The following is a 17,362-nucleotide window of genomic DNA, read 5'->3' on the forward strand; positions in this document are numbered from 1 at the left end:
GGGGTGGTGACCACATCCACGACGCGCCCGGCGACCGCGACGGCGGCGCGCCCGGCCGTGACCCACGTGCCGCTGTCCACGGCGCCGTTGCCGGCGCTCGAGCCGGTGCTGCCGCCCTGGCCCGGTGTCGTCGAGGACGTGGGCGGAGTTTCGCTCAACGTACGCCGCACTCCTGGGCCTGACGGTACCGTCGCCGTCTACGTCCACGGGCTGGGCGGGTCCTCCAGCAACTGGACGGACCTCGCCGCGCTGCTCGCGCCCACCGCGAGCGGCCGCGCGATCGACCTGCCGGGCTTCGGCTTTTCGGAGCCCTCCGCCGGCTTCGACTTCAGCCTCGACGAGCACGCCGAGGTCGTCGCGCGCTACCTCGAGGGCCTCGACGCGGGGCCGGTGCACCTGGTCGGCAACTCGATGGGCGGCGCGATCGTGCTGCTCGTGGCCGCGGCGCGTCCCGATCTGGTCCGGACGCTCACGCTGATCTCGCCGGCGATGCCGGACCGCCGCCCGGACCCGCGCCGGCTGTCGGACCCGATGATGGCGCTGGCGTACCTGCCGGTGATCGGCGCGCGCGTGCGCCGCCGGCTGGCCTCGATGACCGCCCGCGAACGCGCGGCGCAGGTCATCAAGCTGTGCTTCTACGACCTGGCGAAGTTCCCCGAGCAACGGCTCGACGAGCTGACCGAGGAACACGGCGCCCGCGCCGCGCTGGCGTGGGCCGCGCCCGCGATGGCGCGCAGCACGTTCGGCATCTTCCGGCGCTGGAGCGCGGTCGGCGACGCGTCGCTGTGGTCCATCGCGGCGCGGGTGAGCATCCCCACACTCGTCGTCTGGGGCCTTCACGACCGGGTGATCTCGGTACGACGCGCCCCGCGCACCGCTCGGCTGCTCCGACACGCCCGGCTGCTGGTCCTTCCCCGAACCGGGCACGTGGCTCAGATGGAACGCCCGAATGTCGTAGCGCGGGCCGTTCTGGGGCTGTGGGAGTCCGCCGAGAAGGGCACCTGGTAGTCCGAACGAGTGACAGATCATCTCTCGGTCATCAGCCGGTCGCCGAGAGCATCACGGTTCGGATATGGCACCCTGGGGCGGTGGACCGGCCGAAGGACGCACGAGGAGACGACCGGCGAGCCTCGTACGCCGGTTCAGCCAGGCGTGCGACGTCGGCCTCGTCAAAGAATTCGTCGAAGAGCTCGTCGAGCAGCTCGCGCAACTCACCCCTCACGGACACGGGCTCGCCGCGCGTCGGCCAGTTCCGGCCGTCGAAACCGCCCGCCCAGCGCGTGGGCGAGGACCGCTACCGCCCCGGCTCCCGGCGCACCAGCGCGGAGCCGCTGAAGGCGTCGTGGCAGCCGAAGGGTGACGAGGAGAAGCCCGCTGCTCGCAAGCCGGCCGCGAAGAAGCGCGGGGTCGGCGGGTTCGTGAAGACCTACGGCTGGCGCGTGTACGCGCTGCCGATCCTGGTCGTCATCACCGCGCTCGTCGTGGTGAACACGGCCACCAGCCCGGCCGAGCCCGGTTCGACCACCACCGCGAGCAGCGGCGAGTCGGCGGTGGGCGACGCGGCGGCCGGCGCGATCGACGGCGGCCAGGCCATCCCCGAGAACCCCGCCAAGCCGGCGGACGTGAACGTGCCGACGGCCGAGCTGCCCACCGGTGGCAGCTACACCGAGAGCGGCAAGGGCACCTGGCACGTCGTGCCGGGCTCGGGCCCGACGGTCGGCAAGAGCGGCAAGCTGTACACGTACACCGTCGAGGTCGAAGACGGCATCGACCCGTCCAGCTACGCCGGCGACGACAGCTTCGCCACCGCCGTGCAGGGCATCCTGTCCGACCCACGCAGCTGGACGTGGAACGGCAAGATCCGGCTGCAGCGCGTGGACGCGAGCTACCCCGACCCGAGTTTCCGCGTGAGCCTCACCACGCCGAACACCACGCACCGCGCCGACGCGTGCGGGTTCCAGATCAAGTTCGAGGCCTCGTGCTACCGGCGCAGCATGGGCCGCGTGCTCATCAACCTCGCCCGCTGGGTGCGCGGCGCGAAGGCCTACGGCGCGGACATGACGGGCTACCGGCAGTACGCCATCAACCACGAGGTGGGCCACGCGCTCGGCAACATCCACGTGGGCTGCCCTGCCAACGGCGATCCGGCGCCCGTGATGATGCAGCAGTCGTTCGGCGTCGCCGACGACTACGTGGCGATGCTGAACAACATCCCCGGCGGCGACAAGGGCAAGGTGGCGTCCGACCACCACGTGTGCGTGCCCAACGCCTGGCCGAACCCGACGCCGCCGGCGTAGTCACGGCCGCTGCACGGCGCCCCATCCGAAGCGCACGGTACAAAGCAACCCTCATCCCACGATTCGGACGCCGGGAAGCCCACCTTGCCTGTGGGCGTTGTGGATACTGGGATTGACTACGCGATCCACGCGAGTATGGAGGACCCGATGTCAGACACGGCACTGCCGCCGCTCGTTGAGCCGGCTGCGGAGCTCACGAAGGAAGAGGTGGCCCGGTACAGCCGTCACCTCATCATCCCGGACGTCGGGGTGACCGGGCAGAAGCGGCTGAAGAACGCGAAGGTCCTGGTCATCGGTGCCGGCGGCCTCGGCAGCCCCGCGCTGCTGTACCTCGCCGCGGCGGGGGTCGGCACGCTCGGCATCATCGACTTCGACGTGGTCGACGAGTCGAACCTGCAGCGTCAGGTCATCCACGGCCAGTCCGACGTGGGCAAGCTCAAGGCCGCGTCGGCGCAGGAGTCGATCGCCGAGATCAACCCGCTGGTCAAGGTGAACCTGCACGTCGAGCGGCTGGAATCGTCGAACGCGCTCGAGATCTTCGAGCAGTACGACCTGATCCTCGACGGCACCGACAACTTCGCCACGCGCTACCTGGTCAACGACGCCGCCGTGCTGCTGGGCAAGCCGTACGTGTGGGGCTCGATCTTCCGCTTCGAAGGCCAGGTCAGCGTCTTCTGGGAAGACGCGCCCAACGGCAAGGGCCTGAACTACCGCGACCTCTACCCGGAGCCGCCGCCTCCCGGCATGGTCCCCTCGTGCGCCGAGGGTGGCGTGCTGGGCGTGCTGTGCGCGTCCATCGGCTCGATCATGGTGACCGAGGCGATCAAGCTCATCACCGGCATCGGTGAGCCCCTGCTCGGGCGGCTCATCAGCTACGACGCGCTGGAGATGAAGTACCGCGAGGTCAAGATCCGCAAGGACCCGGAGACCCCGAAGATCACCGAGCTGATCGACTACGAAGCCTTCTGCGGTGTGGTGTCGGACGAGGCCGCGCAGGCCGCGTCGGGCAGCACGATCACGCCGGCGGAGCTCAAGGCCAAGTTCGACAACGGCGACGACTTCGCCCTCATCGACGTCCGCGAGCCCGGCGAGTACGAGATCGTGAACATCAAGGGCGCCACGCTGATCCCGAAGGACCGCATCCTCTCGGGCGAGGCGCTGGCCGAGCTGCCGCAGGACAAGCCGATCGTGCTGCACTGCAAGTCGGGTGCGCGCTCGGCGGAGGCGCTGGCCGCGCTGCACGCGGCCGGGTTCAAGGACGCCACGCACCTCGGTGGCGGCATCCTGTCCTGGGCCAAGCAGATCGACCCGAGCCTGCCCACCTACTGACGGTTTCCGCGCGGGAAGGCCTTTCCGGTTCGCCGGGGAGGCCTTCCCGGCGTTTTGGGCGCGTGGCGGCGGGTGTGTCTGAAATATGAAAGCGTTCCGTGACCAGCGCGTCTTCTCGTTCGTGGCGCGCACAGGCGGGTACCTTCTGATCTCGTGCGGTCCACTCTCGAACGGCCACCCGAGCGGGTGTGCGCGGCCTTCGGCGGCGACATCGGCCTCGTTTCGGCGTTGCCGGACTCGACGGCCTGGCGCTGCGGCGACCTCGTGCTGAAGCCGGTTTCCGACCGGTCGCGCACGCTGTGGACCGCCCGCGCGCTGGAGCACGCCGACGACCCGGGCCTGCGGATCGCGAAGCCGGTGCGCGCGAGCGACGGCCGGTGGATCGTCGGCGACTGGTCGGCGTGGCGCTACGTCTCGGGCACGGCCGAGAACCACGTCGACGGCGCCATGCTCGCCGCCGTGAAGCTGCACCGCGCCACGGCCGACCTGCCTCGGCCCGATTTCCTGTCCGCGCGCGACGACCTCGACGCGGTGGCCGACCGCATCGCGTGGGAAGAGCTCGACCGCCCGCTCGACGAGGCCAAGGGCGGCCGCTGGTTCGAGGTGCTCGCGCCTTCGCGCCGGCCGATCAAGCTGCCGTTGCAGGTCGCGCACGGCGAGCTGCTCGCCGGCGTGCTCTTCGACGGCGACGCGGCACCCGGCATCGTCGACTTCGTGCCGTACTACCGGCCGGGCGAGTGGGGCGCGGCGATCGTGGCCGTCGACGCCCTGGCGTGGGGCGGCGCCACCGGCGAGCTGCTCGACCGCTGGGCGCACCTGCCGGAGTGGCCGCAGCTGCTGCTGCGCGCGGTGCTGTTCCGCTTGGCGGCCAACGCGTTGAACCCGCGGTCGACGGGCGCGGCGCTCGACGGTCTGCGTGCGGCGGCGCGTGAGGTCAGCGCGATCCTCTAGTTCTCACCGCGGGCGCGCGGGAAGTGGCGAGTGATGTCAACTGCCTGAAACAATCAGGCATCTTCAGGTAACACGGCGTGCTTAGCGTCGGGGCCATCGCCGACCCCGAGGAGCGCCCGTGCCGCACGTCGACACGCACTGCCCCTACTGCGCGCTCCAGTGCGGGATGCGCTTGGCCGGCACGCGCGTCACGCCGCGCGACTTCCCGGTCAATGCGGGTGGCTTGTGCCAGAAGGGCTGGACGTCCGGGGAGCTCCTGCGGTCCGGCGACCGGCTGACCACACCGCTGGTGCGGCGCGACGGTGAGCTGACGCCGGCGAGCTGGGCCGAGGCGCTGGACCTCGTGGCGGCGAAGCTGGCCGCGCTGCGGGTTTCGCACGGGCCCGACTCCGTCGCCGTGTTCGGCGGCGGTGGGCTGACCAACGAAAAGGCTTACCTGCTGGGGAAGTTCGCTCGGGTCGCGCTGGGAACCTCGCAGATCGACTACAACGGCCGGTTCTGCATGTCCTCGGCCGCGGCGGCGGGGCTGACGGCGTTCGGGGCCGATCGCGGGTTGCCGTTCCCCGTCACGGACCTGGCCGGCGCGGACGTCATGTTGCTGGCCGGGGCGAACCCGGCGGAGACGATGCCGCCGTTCGTGCAGCACCTGCGAGGTGCCGAGCTGATCGTGATCGACCCGCGGCGCACGCCGACGGCCGAGCTCGCGAGCCTGCACCTCGCGCCGGCACCGGGCACGGATCTGGCTTTGGCGCTGGGAATCCTGCACGCGGTGGTCGCCGAGGGACATCTCGACAAGTCCTATGTGGATCTTCGGACGGCCGGGTTCGACGAAGCCTGGCGCCTCGCCGCCGCCTGGTGGCCGGAGCGGGCCGAGCGCGTGACCGGGGTCGCGGCGGCCGACCAGCGCCGCGCCGCGGCGATGTTGGGTGAGGCGCACAACGCATATGTCCTCACCGCGCGGGGCACCGAGCAGCACGCGACAGGGACGGCGAACGTCGGCGGGTGGATCAACCTGGCGCTGGCGTTGGGGCTGCCCGGCCGCGTCGGGTCCGGCTTCGGCTGTCTCACCGGCCAGGGCAACGGCCAGGGCGGGCGGGAGCACGGCCAGAAGGCCGACCAGCTGCCCGGGTACCGGAAGATCGACGATCCGGTGGCGCGCGAGCACGTCGCCGGGGTCTGGGGTGTCTCGCCGGAAAGCCTGCCGGGGCCGGGCCGTTCGGCGACTGAGCTGCTCGAGGCGCTGGGACAGGAGGACGGGCCGAAGGCGTTGCTGGTGTTCGGCAGCAACGTGGTGGTCTCGGCGCCGCGGTCCCGGCGCGTTCAGGATCGACTGTCCGCTTTGGACTTCCTGGTGGTCGCCGACTTCGTGCTCTCGGAGACGGCCGAGCGAGCCGACGTCGTGCTGCCCGTGACGCAGTGGGCCGAGGAAGACGGCACGCTCACCAACCTCGAAGGCCGGATCCTGCTGCGCCGCAAGGCCGTCGACGCACCCGTGGGCGTCCGGTCCGACCTCGACGTGCTGCACGACCTCGCCACCCGGCTCGGCCAGCCCGCCGAGCGGTTCCCGGTGGACGCCTCGACTGTCTTCGAGGAGCTGCGCGCGGCGTCGAAGGGCGGCACGGCCGACTACTCCGGCGTTACCTACGACCGGCTGCGGTCCGGTGCGGCCCTGCACTGGCCGGTGCCTTCCGCGGAGCACCCCGGAACCCCGCGGATGTTCCTCGACCGCTTCGCCCACCCGGACGGCCGGGCACGGTTCGCCGCCGTCGACCACACCGGGCCCGCGGAGCTGCCCGACGCCGAGTTTCCCCTGCAGGCCACCACGGGCCGGGTGCTCCAGCACTACCAGTCCGGCGCCCAGACCCGCCGGATCCCGGAGCTGGTGGACGTGGTGCCCGAGGTGTTCGTGGAGGTCCACCCCGAGACCGCGGCCCGTGCCGGCCTCGCCGAGGGGCAGCGGGCGCTGGTCCGCTCGCGGCGCGGGGAGACGGTCGCGCGGGTCCGGTGCGTCGCCTCGCTGCGGCCCGATCTGGTGTTCCTGCCGTTCCACTTTCCCGGCGAGGGGCGCGCGAACCTGCTGACGAACCCGGCGCTCGACCCGGTGAGCCGCATGCCGGAGTTCAAAGTGTGCGCGGTCGCACTGTCCACCGTGGATGCCGGGGTGGACGCATGAGCGCCCGGCACGTGGTCGTGGCCGGCTACGGCATGGCCGGGGCCCGGCTCGCCGACGAGCTCCGCCGCCGGGACCCGTCGGCGGAGCGGGTGCGGCTGACGATCGTCGGCGCCGAGCCGCATCCCGCGTACAACCGGGTGCTGCTGTCGTCCGTGCTCGCCGGCGGGTTGAACGCGGCGACGGTGCGGCTGCACGACGAGGACTGGGCGGCTCGGGCGCACGTCGACCTGCGGTTGGGCACGTTCGTGACCGGGGTCGACCGCGCGAACCGCCGCGTGGCGACCACCGGCGGCCCGCTGGAGTACGATGCGCTCGTGCTCGCCACCGGCGCCACGCCGTGGCTCCCGCCGGTCGAAGGGCTCGAGCCGGGGCCGGGCGTCGTGACGTTCCGGACCCTCGACGACTGCACCCGCATCCTCGACGCCGCGCGGCCCGGCGCACCCGTCGTCGTGCTCGGCGGCGGGCTGCTCGGCCTCGAAGCCGCGCGCGGCCTGGCCGGACGTGGCGCGAACGTGACCGTGGTGCACCCGCACGGCCACCCGATGGAACGCCAGCTCGACGCCGGCGCCGGCCGCGTGCTCGCGCGACGGCTCGCCGAGCTGGGCGTGACCTTCCGCTTCGACGCGACGGCCGCGCGCCACCTGCCCGGCGACGGCGTGAAGCTCGACGACGGCAGCTTCGTCCCGGCTGATCTGGTCGTGGTCGCCGCGGGCGTCCGGCCGGAGACCGCGCTCGCCGAGGCAGCCGGGCTCGAAGTGGACCGCGGCGTGGTCGTCGACGACCTGCTGCGCACGAGTGACGGCCGCATCCACGCCCTCGGTGACTGCGCCAGGCACGCTCACGCGCCGGCCGGGCTCGTGCAACCCGCGTGGGAGCAGGCGGCGGTCCTCGCGGATCTCCTCACCGGCGCCGACACCGCAGCGCGCTACCGCGGCACGACGGTGGTCACGCGGCTGAAGGCCAAGGGCGTCGACCTGACCGCGCTCGGCGAGACGCACACGAGTGAGGACGCCGACGTGCTCACGATCGACGACCCGTCCGGCGGTCGCTACGGCAAGCTCGTCGTCCGCGACAACCGCGTGACCGGCGCGATCCTGCTCGGGCTACCCGACGCCGCCGCGACCATCACGCAGTTCCACGACCGCGGCATTCCACTGCCCGAAGACCGGCTCGCTGTGCTGCTCGGCCGCGCGCTGCCCGCGGGCACGCCGGCAGCCGCGAGTCCCGCCGACCTCCCGGCGTCGGCGCTGATCTGCCGGTGCAACGCCGTGACCAAGGGCCGGCTCGTCGACGCGTGGCGCGGTGGCGCCACCGACGTCGCCGCGCTCGCCCGCACCACCCGCGCCACCACCGGCTGCGGCGGCTGCCACGACACCGTGTCGGCCGTCGCGGGCTGGCTGGCGGCGCAGTGAGCACCCGACTCTCTCTTGTGAAGGAGGACGCCGTGAAGGATCGCTGGATCGAGCACTGGGCACCCGAGGACGAGACTTTCTGGGAGACGACCGGCAAGCGGATCGCCCGCCGCAACCTGTGGTTCTCCGTGTTCGCCGAGCACATCGGGTTCTCGATCTGGACACTGTGGTCGGTCGTCGTGCTGTTCATGGGGCCCGCGTACGGGTTCTCGGCGGCGGACAAGTTCCTGCTGGTGTCCACGCCGACGCTCGTGGGCGCGATCATGCGGCTGCCTTACACCTTCGCGGTGGCGAAGTTCGGCGGTCGCAATTGGACGATCTTCAGCGCGGCGCTGCTGCTGGTGCCGACGGTGCTGACGGCGATCGTGCTGCACCCCGGAACGTCGCTCGGCACGTTCGTGCTGATGGCCGCGCTGGGCGGCGTCGGCGGCGGGAACTTCGCGTCGTCGATGACGAACATCAACACGTTCTACCCGGAGCGGTACAAGGGCTGGGCGCTCGGCCTCAACGCGGGCGGCGGAAACCTGGGGGTCGCCGTGATCCAGCTGGTCGGCTTGCTGGTGATCGGCACGGCCGGAGCGACCGCGCCGCGGCTGGTGCTGTTCATCTACCTGCCGCTGATCGTGGTCGCGGCCTTGTGCGCGGCGCTGTTCATGGACAACCTCGCCACGGTCCGCGGCGACACCAAGGCCATGCGCGAGGTCGTCCGATACGGACACACGTGGGTGATGTCGCTGCTGTACGTCGGCACGTTCGGGTCGTTCATCGGCTACAGCTTCGCGTTCGGGCTGGTGCTGCAGAACCAGTTCGGCCGCACGCCGTTGCAGGCCGCGGCGGTGACGTTCCTCGGACCGCTGCTGGGTTCGCTCGCGCGGCCGCTGGGCGGCCGGCTGTCCGACCGGCTCGGCGGCGGCCGGGTCACCTTCGCGACGTTCGGCTTGATGGCACTCGCCACGGTGGTGCTGGTGCTGGCGTCGTCGGCGAACTCCCTGGTGTTGTTCACGGTCGCGTTCATCGTCCTCTTCGTCCTCACGGGCATCGGCAACGGCTCGACGTACAAGATGATCCCGGCGATCTTCCAGCTGAAGGCGCGCGCGGCGATCGACCTCGGTGGTGACGAGGCCGCGGAACTGCTCAAGGCCCGTCGCCTGTCGGGTGCGTTGATCGGGCTCGCGGGGGCGATCGGCGCGCTGGGTGGGTTGTTCATCAACCTCGCGTTCCGGCAGTCGTTCGCCGACGCGCACAGCGGGATTCCCGCGTTCGTCGGCTTCCTCGTGTTCTACGCGGTGTGCGTGGCCGTGACGTGGGTGGTGTACCTGCGCAAACCCGCCGTGCGGGCGCAGGTCGCGCTGGCCGGGGCGGAGGTCTGATGAGGACACTCGTGGTGGCCGGGCACGGCATGGTCGCGCACCGGCTCGTGGAGGCGCTGCGCGCGGCGGACACGGCGGGCGAGTGGCGCGTCGTCGTGCTGGCCGAGGAGAACCGGCCCGCCTACGACCGGGTGGCGCTGACGTCTTATGTGGACACGTGGGACCCGGCGGCGTTGGCGCTACCGGGCGCGGACTACGCGGACGATTCCCTGGTGGACCTTCGGCTGGGTGACGCCGTGGTCGCGGTCGATCGCGCTGCCCGCACGGTGACGACCGCGTCCGGTCACGTGCAGGAGTACGACACCCTTGTGCTGGCCACGGGCTCACGGCCGTTCGTGCCGCCGGTGCCGGGCCGGGAGCTGCCGGGCGTGTTCGTGTATCGGACGATCGAAGACCTCGACGCCATCCGGGTGGCTGCCTCGAAGCCGGGTCGTGGGCGCCGGTCCGCGATGGTCATCGGGGGCGGGCTGCTCGGGCTGGAGGCCGCGAAGGCGTTGCGGGACATGGGCTTGTCACCGCACGTGGTGGAGATGGCGCCGCGGCTGATGCCGTTGCAGGTCGACGAGGGTGGCGGCGCGCTGCTGCGTCGGCTCATCCAGCAGCTGGACGTGACTGTCCACACGGGAACATCGACGGACGCGCTCGAGGCCGACGGGTCCCGGCTGCTCGCCAAGCTCGGCAACGGCACAGAGCTGGACGTCGACCTCGTGGTGTTCTCGGCGGGTGTCCGGCCGCGGGACGAGCTGGCGCGGGAGTGCGGCCTGGACGTGGGCGAACGCGGTGGCGTGCTGGTCGACGCCGAGTGCCGCACCAGCGATCCGGCGGTGTTCGCGATCGGCGAGTGCGCGGCCGTCGAGGGGCGGGTGTACGGGATCGTCGCGCCCGGGTACGCGATGGCGGAGGTAGTCGCGGCGCGGCTCACCGGGGGAGCGGCGTTGTTCCCGGAGCCGGACACGGCCACGAAGCTGAAGCTGATGGGTGTCGACGTCGCCAGCTTCGGCGACGCGCACGCGGCGACCGAGGGCGCGCTGGAAGTCGCGGTGAACGACGCCGTGGCCGGGACGTACAAGAAGCTCGTGGTCACCGACGACGGCCGGACCCTGCTCGGCGGCGTGCTCGTGGGCGACGCGGCCGAGTACCACACGCTCCGGGCGCTGGTCGGCCGTCCGTTGCCCGCGGAGCCGGGTGCGTTGCTGGCCCCGGCCGGCGGCGGGGCGGCGGTCGGTGTGGAGGCGTTGCCGGACGAGGCGCAGATCTGTTCGTGCAACGGCGTTTCCAAGGGCGCGCTGACGCGGGCGATCCACGAGGACGGCTGTGACTCGGTCGGCAAGCTCAAGGCGTGCACGCGCGCGGGCACGTCGTGTGGCTCGTGTGTGCCGATGCTGGCGAAGGTGCTGACCGCGTGCGGAGTCGAACAGTCGACAGCGCTTTGCGAACATTTCTCCCAGTCGCGCGCGGAGCTGTTCGAGATCGTGCGGGCCACCCGCATCACCACCTTCAGCGAGCTGGTCAGCCGCTACGGCACGGGGTCGGGCTGCGCGGTGTGCAAGCCGGCCGTCGCGTCGATCCTGGCGACGCTCGGCAACGGCCACATCCTCGGCGGCGAACAGGCGACGTTGCAGGACACGAACGACAAATTCCTCGCCAACCTGCAGCGAAACGGTAGCTACTCCGTGGTCCCGCGCATCCCCGGTGGCGAGATCACACCGGAGAAGCTGATGGTGATCGCGCAGGTCGCCCAGGATTTCGGGCTGTACACGAAGATCACCGGCGGTCAGCGGATCGACCTGCTGGGTGCGACGGTGGACCAGCTGCCGGAGATCTGGCGGCGGCTCGTGGACGCGGGGTTCGAGTCCGGGCACGCGTACGGCAAGGCGCTGCGGACGGTGAAATCGTGCGTCGGGTCGACGTGGTGCCGCTACGGCGTGCAGGACAGCGTCGGCCTCGCGATCGAGCTGGAGCTGCGCTACCGCGGGCTGCGGTCACCGCACAAGATCAAGTCCGGCGTGTCCGGCTGCGCGCGGGAATGCGCGGAGGCACGCGGCAAGGACTTCGGCATCATCGCGACCGAGCACGGCTGGAACCTCTACCTGGGCGGCAACGGCGGCGCCACCCCGCGCCACGCGCAGCTGTTCCTGTCCGATGTGGACACCGAAACGCTGATCCGCACGATCGACCGGTTCCTCATGTTCTACATCCGCACCGCCGACCGGCTGCAGCGCACGGCGCCGTGGCTGGAGGAGCTCGACGGCGGCCTGGAGCACCTGCGCGCGGTGATCGTGGACGACAGCCTCGGCATCTGCGAGGACCTCGACGCCGCGATGGCCAAGCACGTCACGGACTACGAAGACGAGTGGCGCGGCGTGCTGGAGGATCCGGAGAAGCTGGCGCGGTTCAGCTCGTTCGTGAACGCGCCGGGCACGCCGGACCCGTCGATCTCGTTCCGGCCGGAGCGCTCGCAACGGGTTCCGGTGCTGCTGGGCATGCCGCTGCTTGAGAAATCGGAGGTGCGGCGATGACGACCTCGATCGAACGGATCTGGACGGCCGTGTGCGCGGCCTCGCGGGTCGGTGACGGCTCCGGGGTGGCGGCGTTGGTGGAGGGCGAGCAGGTGGCCGTGTTCCACGTCGGCTCGGAGTGGTTCGCTCTGTCCAACTGGGACCCGTGCAGCGGTGCGGCGGTGCTGTCGCGCGGGATCGTGGGCGACGCCGGGGGTGAGCCCGTGGTCGCGTCGCCGGTCTACAAGGAACGGTTCTCGCTCCACACCGGACAGTGCCTGGACGCGCGGGGTGTTGCCGTGCCGGTCTACCGGGTGCGGGTGCGGGAGGGGATCGTCGAGGTGGGCTCCCCGTGACGGACGTGCTCCCGCTGGCGGGTTTCGTCGCCGGCATCACCGCGGCGCGCCGGGCCGACGAGCTCGGTGCGTTGCTCGTGCGCAAGGGGGCTGCTGTGCGGTACGGGCCGGCCATCCGCATCGTGCCGCTCGCCGACGACACGGAGTTGCACGCGGCCACCGTTCGGATGCTGGAGTCCACCGTCGACGTCGTGGTCGCCACCACCGGCATCGGCTTCCGCGGCTGGGTGGAGGCCGCCGAGGGCTGGAACCTCGGCGACGCGCTGCTGGCCCACCTCGCCCGCGCCCGCCTCGTCGCCCGCGGCCCGAAAGCGACGGGCGCCCTGCGGGCCGCGGGCCTGTCGGAGGACTACTCCCCGCCGTCGGAAAGCAACGCGGGCGTGCTGCAGTACCTCCTGGAGTCCGGTGTGGACGGTTTGACGATCGCCGTCCAGCTCCACGGTGAACCTCTGCCGTTCTTCACCGAGGCCCTGCGCGCGGCGGGCGCGGCCGTGATCGAGATCCCCGTCTACCGCTGGGTCGGCCCGGCCGACCCGGGCCCCCTCGACCGCCTGCTGGACGCCGTGCTCGACGGCACTGTCGATGCCCTGCCCTTCACCTCCGCGCCGGCCGCGGCGTCGACGCTCGCCCTGGCCCGCCGCACCGGCCGCCTGCCCGGCTTGGTCGACGCCCTGTCCTCCCGCGTGGTCGTCGCCTGCGTCGGCCCGATCACGGCCGCACCCCTTGCCGCGCTGGGCATCCCCACCGTCCAGCCCGCGCGCTCCCGCCTCGGCGCCCTCGCCCGCACCGTCGCCGACGCGCTCCTGGCCCGCACCCCGCGCCTCTCCGTCGCCGGCCACGCGTTGGAACTGCGCGGCCAGGCCGTCCTCCTCGACGGCGACTGGCACGACATCGCTCCTGCCCCCATGGCCCTGCTCCGCGCCCTGGCCCACTCACCCGGCCGCGTCGTCTCCCGCCGCGAACTCACCACCTCCCTCCCGGGCGGCGGTGAGGAACACGCGGTCGAGACCGCGATCGGCCGCCTGCGCACCGCCCTCGGCGGCCCGGCCGTCATCCAGACCGTGGTCAAACGCGGCTACCGGCTTGCGGTGGATCGGTGAGATCGGCGCGGATACTGGAGCCATGCCGCACCCGCACGAGACCGCGATCGCCCACGTGGCAGCACGCGCGACCGGCGCCGGCAATGGGAGCCTGTCCGCGCATCCCGGCGGCGACCGCCGGCGCCTACGACGACGCACCGCCGGCGCGGCGGCCGAAGTACGGTTCGCGGAACTTCCGCCGGCGCCGGATCGGAGGCTCATCGCGGTTCGGGCCGGCCCACCCGCGCCTCAGTGTGGGTTCTGGCTCGTACCCCGTTCTGCTACCCGGACAGTGTTTTCGAACCCCGGCGGCCCTGGCGGACGACCCCGATCCGCTCGACGGCTACGTCGAAGCGCACGTCCACGGTGTGCTCGATCTTCACGCCGGCGGCGAAGCGGTGGTGCTGGATCCCTGCTACCGAGGCACTCCGGTCGAAACCGCTGCCGCCCGGTTGCCGTGCGCCGTCGAATGGCACGCCGAGCTTCGAGACTGAGCACGTACCCGACTGTCCGAAAAGGACGTGGCCCGTCAGGCGCGGCTACCGGCCGGCCGTCGACCGGTGAAGTCCGGCAGTTCCAGCGCGCTGTGTTCCGGGCGGCCCGGGCCGATGGGCAGCGTCGTGAGCTTGCGCAGGCCGGAATTGCGTTCGGCGAGGGCTTCGGCCGTGGCGGGGAACATGGTGGCGTTGCCGACGCTGACGAGGGCCTGGTTGGCCTCGACGAACGGGCGCGCCGTCTGTTCGTAGGCGGCGAAAGCGGTCGGGTGGTCGGCGTGGGTGGCCAGCTCGCCCGCCAGCACGTAGGCGCCGACGAGCGCGGTGCTGGAGCCCTGGCCCGTGAGGAACGACGGCGCGTGCGCGGCGTCGCCGACGAGGGCGACGCGGCCGGAGGACCAGCGGGGCAGGTGGATCTGGCTGACGATGTCGAAGAACAGGTCGTCGGCCGTGCGCATGGCCGCGACCAGGCGCGGGATCTCCCAGCCGCCGCCTTCGAAGATCTCGGCGATGAGCTCGCGCTGCGCGGCCGGGTTGCGGAAGGCGTCGAAGGGCGGCTCGGGGCGGGTGAAGTTGAGGAAGCCGAAGATGGTGTCGCTGTCGCCCACGGCGTAGAGGGCGGCGCCCCGGCCAGGGGTGGACCAGAGGACGCCCTCGTGGACCAGGCCGAAGTCGTTGCGCATCGTGAAGCCGGCGAAGCAGTAGCCGAGGTAGCGGTGGAACTGCTCCTCCGGGCCGAACGCCAGCGCACGGACGCCCGAGTGCAGGCCGTCGGCGCCGATGACCAGGTCGAACGTGCGGTGCCGGCCGCTGCGGAAGGTCACGTCGACGGCGTCGCCGCGGTCGTCGAGGGTGGCGAGGCTGTCGTTGAAGAGGAACTCGACGTCTTCGCGGATGGTGCTGTAGAGCGCCTCGGCGAGGTCGCCCCGCCGGACCTCCAGGTCGCGGCCTTCGACGCCGCCGGCGATGGCTTCGGGGCGGAGCGACGCGACCGTGCTGCCGTCTTCGTTGAGAAAGGTGAGTTTGCGGCTGTCGACGTGGGCTTCGCGCAGCCGCGGCATCAACCCCATCTGTTCGACCACGCCGAGGGCGGTGCCCCGGATGTCGATGGGGTAGCCGCCGCCGCGCAGGGCTTCGGCCTTCTCGACGACGGTGACGTCGAAACCGTATTCACGCAGCCAGTAGGCCAGCGCGGGGCCGGCGATGCTGGCGCCGGAGATCAAGACGGTGGTCATGGTGACTCCTCAATAGCTAAGTTAGGTATGCTTCTCGCGAGCACAATGGGCCTCGGACGACTCCTGCGCTCGAGGCAACTATATAGCTAACTTAGGTATGTAAGAGGTGTGATGAGCGACACAGACGGCCGCCTCGATCCGTTGACGGTGCTGCCGCGCCTGATGCAGCTGAGCACGGCGCTCAACCGCAGCCACCTCGCCGAACGCGCCATGGAGCAGGCCGGCCTCGCCCTCGACCGGCCGGCGCTCACGGTGATCATCACCCTCCAGATGGCGCGCAAGCCGCTGCGCGTCGGCGAGATCGCGACGCGGATGCAGGTCGTCGGCCCGCACGTCACGCGCCACCTGAACGCCCTGGAGAAGCGCGGCCTCGTCCGCCGCGTCGCCGATCCCGACGACCAGCGCGCGCGCCTCATCGAGCTCACGCCGGACGGCGCGGCCGCGGCCGGGCGCTACCTGCAGACCGTGCTGAGCTGGTTCACCGAGGCGGTGGCCGACTGGTCGATCGAGGACCAGCGGACGTTCGGGACGCTGCTGAACCGGTTCGTCGACGACCTGACGGCCCGGCTGTCCGAAGTGGAGTGACTAGGCCCAGGTGACGGAGAAGTCCGCGTACCCCCGCGCCACCGCGACCCGGGAGGCCTCTTCCTCGGCCGCATCCCGATCCGCGGCGCGAAGCGGGTCGAACGCGGTCATGGTGAAGGCCAGGCGTTTGCCCGAACCGCGGGTGCGCCAGACGCCCATCAGCTCGCCGTCCACCAGCAACGCGCCGGGGCTGCCGAGGATCTTCCACACTTCCTTCGCGCGAGCCTTGTCCGGCACCAGCACGGCCTTGTCGCGGGCCTGCGTGAACGGATCGAGCCGCGGCAGCAACCGGACCACCGACGGCGAGGGCGGGTTCTCCAGCGCGGCCACCTGATCGGCGGGCAGGAACGCGCGGCGACCGTCCACTTTGACCTCGGCCAGGTCGGTAGGCCAGGCCGCCGCCAGGGCCGTCTTCGCCGTGCCCACGAAACCCGCCGCGTCGCCTTGGGTGGCGGGACCGTTCGCGACCAGATAGCCGCGCACCACGCGCGAGACGGCCGCCGCGTCGGGCGAAGTGCGCATGCGGCCGCGGTTCTCCAGCGGCGCCAGTGTCGCCGGGGACCGGTCGGCTTCCAGGCGCACGCCGCCGTGGAGGGTGGCCAGGCGCATGAGCTGCTCCTGGATGTGCGTGGCGTTGCAGGGCCGGCACCAGCGCGAAAACGAATCCGGCAGCTCGCGCGTGGCGGCGGCGCTCACCGCGCCCTTCGTCATCGGCTCCGTCACGACCTTGCGGATGGCCCGCGCCGCGGTGAAGAGGACCTCCGACGCGGGCACGCCCGTCGCGCCGATTTCCTTTTTCTGCCACAGCATCCGGGCCAGGGCGTCGGCGTCGTCGAGGGGGATCAGCGACGTCACGAGCTCGCGCAGGTCTTCACGCCGGTGGAAGTGCGGCGCGCCGCGGTGGGACCAGACGAGCACGACACGCGGATCGTCCACAAGGGACGTCGGCTCCACCGGCGACGAAGACCGCGCCGAGAGGGCGAGCAGGGCGGTGTCACGCATGCTGTCCTGCAGGCCGAGGTCGAACAGCGGCGACGCCACCGGATCCGCGAAGTCCCGGTGCAGCCCGTGCCGCGCGACCCGGTACGCCAGCACCTGCTTGCGTGACACCTCGAGCACAGCGGCCTCCTTCAGCTCAGTGCGTAGTCGAAGGTGTACGACACCGTCGGCTCGCCCATCGTGCCCTTCACCGTGCCCGACCCGGTCAGGCCGGTGAGCTCGCCCGTCGCGGAGCCGGCCACGACGTCGAACTTCGACCAGATGCCCTTCGGGTCGAAGCCGCCCTCGTGCCGGACCACGAACGTGCCGCGGCGGCCGTCCACGGTCGCGTCGAACCGTTCGAAGCTCGGCGACGTGGTGCCGCCGCCGTCGTAACCCTCGCCCGCGTAGTACAGCAGGTAATCGCAGATCGACTCACCTTCGATCACCCCGCGGTACTCCATCGAGGCGTGGGCGTAGGCCACGCGGGGGCCGCCTTCGCTGCCGCTGGCGAGGTGTTCGTCCCAGTTCTTCATGCTGAACGTGTTCATGCGGACCACTCAACCGCCCATACCTGTCAGCTTGTGTCAGGATTTTCGGTCATA

General features: G+C 71.6%; 14 protein-coding genes. 11 read left to right on the top strand and 3 right to left on the bottom strand.

Annotation, left to right across the window (positions count from 1 at the left end; all coding sequences use genetic code 11):
• Positions 1–6: 6 nt before the first annotated feature.
• The 10 genes from AB0K15_RS32885 to AB0K15_RS32930 all read left to right on the top strand — a co-directional run bounded on the left by AB0K15_RS32885 (position 7) and on the right by AB0K15_RS32930 (position 13,486).
• On the top strand, positions 7–1,008 hold the full coding sequence (locus tag AB0K15_RS32885) for an alpha/beta fold hydrolase (protein WP_364059288.1): 1,002 nt from the start codon (positions 7–9) through the stop codon (positions 1,006–1,008).
• Between the two features lie 80 nt (positions 1,009–1,088).
• On the top strand, positions 1,089–2,297 hold the full coding sequence (locus tag AB0K15_RS32890; RefSeq protein ID WP_364059291.1) for a DUF3152 domain-containing protein: 1,209 nt from the start codon (positions 1,089–1,091) through the stop codon (positions 2,295–2,297).
• Positions 2,298–2,444: 147 nt separating this feature from the next.
• The gene (gene moeZ / locus AB0K15_RS32895) at positions 2,445–3,626 is read left to right on the top strand and encodes an adenylyltransferase/sulfurtransferase MoeZ (RefSeq protein WP_364059294.1); all 1,182 of its coding nucleotides are present in this window, start codon (positions 2,445–2,447) and stop codon (positions 3,624–3,626) included.
• A gap of 153 nt (positions 3,627–3,779) precedes the next feature.
• Complete coding sequence (locus AB0K15_RS32900) at positions 3,780–4,577, top strand: TIGR02569 family protein (RefSeq protein WP_364059297.1); 798 nt, start codon at positions 3,780–3,782, stop codon at positions 4,575–4,577.
• 118 nt (positions 4,578–4,695) lie between these two features.
• Positions 4,696–6,750 carry a molybdopterin oxidoreductase family protein gene (locus AB0K15_RS32905; protein ID WP_364059300.1) on the top strand — a complete coding sequence of 685 codons (2,055 nt, stop codon included), beginning with the start codon at positions 4,696–4,698 and terminating at the stop codon, positions 6,748–6,750.
• The gene (locus tag AB0K15_RS32910) at positions 6,747–8,162 is read left to right on the top strand and encodes an FAD-dependent oxidoreductase (protein ID WP_364059303.1); all 1,416 of its coding nucleotides are present in this window, start codon (positions 6,747–6,749) and stop codon (positions 8,160–8,162) included. The genes AB0K15_RS32905 and AB0K15_RS32910 overlap by 4 nt, the downstream gene beginning before the upstream one ends.
• A gap of 32 nt (positions 8,163–8,194) precedes the next feature.
• Positions 8,195–9,532, top strand: a complete 1,338-nt coding sequence (locus AB0K15_RS32915) for a nitrate/nitrite transporter (RefSeq protein WP_364059306.1) — start codon at positions 8,195–8,197, stop codon at positions 9,530–9,532.
• On the top strand, positions 9,532–12,051 hold the full coding sequence (nirB, locus tag AB0K15_RS32920) for a nitrite reductase large subunit NirB (protein WP_364059308.1): 2,520 nt from the start codon (positions 9,532–9,534) through the stop codon (positions 12,049–12,051). Before AB0K15_RS32915 ends, nirB begins: the two co-directional genes overlap by 1 nt.
• Positions 12,048–12,386 (top strand): nitrite reductase small subunit NirD, encoded by a 339-nt coding sequence (gene nirD / locus AB0K15_RS32925; protein ID WP_364059311.1) that lies wholly within the window; start codon positions 12,048–12,050, stop codon positions 12,384–12,386. Before nirB ends, nirD begins: the two co-directional genes overlap by 4 nt.
• Positions 12,383–13,486: a uroporphyrinogen-III synthase gene (locus AB0K15_RS32930; protein ID WP_364059314.1), complete on the top strand. Its 1,104-nt coding sequence runs from the start codon at positions 12,383–12,385 to the stop codon at positions 13,484–13,486. The genes nirD and AB0K15_RS32930 overlap by 4 nt, the downstream gene beginning before the upstream one ends.
• A 508-nt stretch (positions 13,487–13,994) precedes the next feature.
• On the opposite strand, the gene AB0K15_RS32935 is transcribed toward AB0K15_RS32930, so the two are convergent.
• Positions 13,995–15,194, bottom strand: a complete 1,200-nt coding sequence (locus tag AB0K15_RS32935) for an FAD-dependent monooxygenase (RefSeq protein WP_364059317.1) — start codon at positions 15,192–15,194, stop codon at positions 13,995–13,997.
• A gap of 111 nt (positions 15,195–15,305) precedes the next feature.
• Here AB0K15_RS32935 and AB0K15_RS32940 point away from each other — a divergent pair, with 111 nt between their 5' ends.
• A complete protein-coding gene (locus AB0K15_RS32940; RefSeq protein WP_364059320.1) occupies positions 15,306–15,779 on the top strand; it encodes a MarR family transcriptional regulator in 474 nt (157 codons plus the stop codon).
• On the opposite strand, the gene AB0K15_RS32945 is transcribed toward AB0K15_RS32940, so the two are convergent.
• Positions 15,780–16,898 carry a crosslink repair DNA glycosylase YcaQ family protein gene (locus AB0K15_RS32945; RefSeq protein WP_364059323.1) on the bottom strand — a complete coding sequence of 373 codons (1,119 nt, stop codon included), beginning with the start codon at positions 16,896–16,898 and terminating at the stop codon, positions 15,780–15,782.
• An 11-nt stretch (positions 16,899–16,909) separates the two neighbouring features.
• Positions 16,910–17,308, bottom strand: a complete 399-nt coding sequence (locus AB0K15_RS32950) for a DUF3224 domain-containing protein (protein ID WP_364059326.1) — start codon at positions 17,306–17,308, stop codon at positions 16,910–16,912.
• Between the last annotated feature and the right edge of the window lie 54 nt (positions 17,309–17,362).

Source organism: Amycolatopsis sp. NPDC049253 (genome assembly GCF_040678995.1).
In the GTDB taxonomy this organism is placed as follows: Bacteria; Actinomycetota; Actinomycetes; order Mycobacteriales; family Pseudonocardiaceae; genus Amycolatopsis.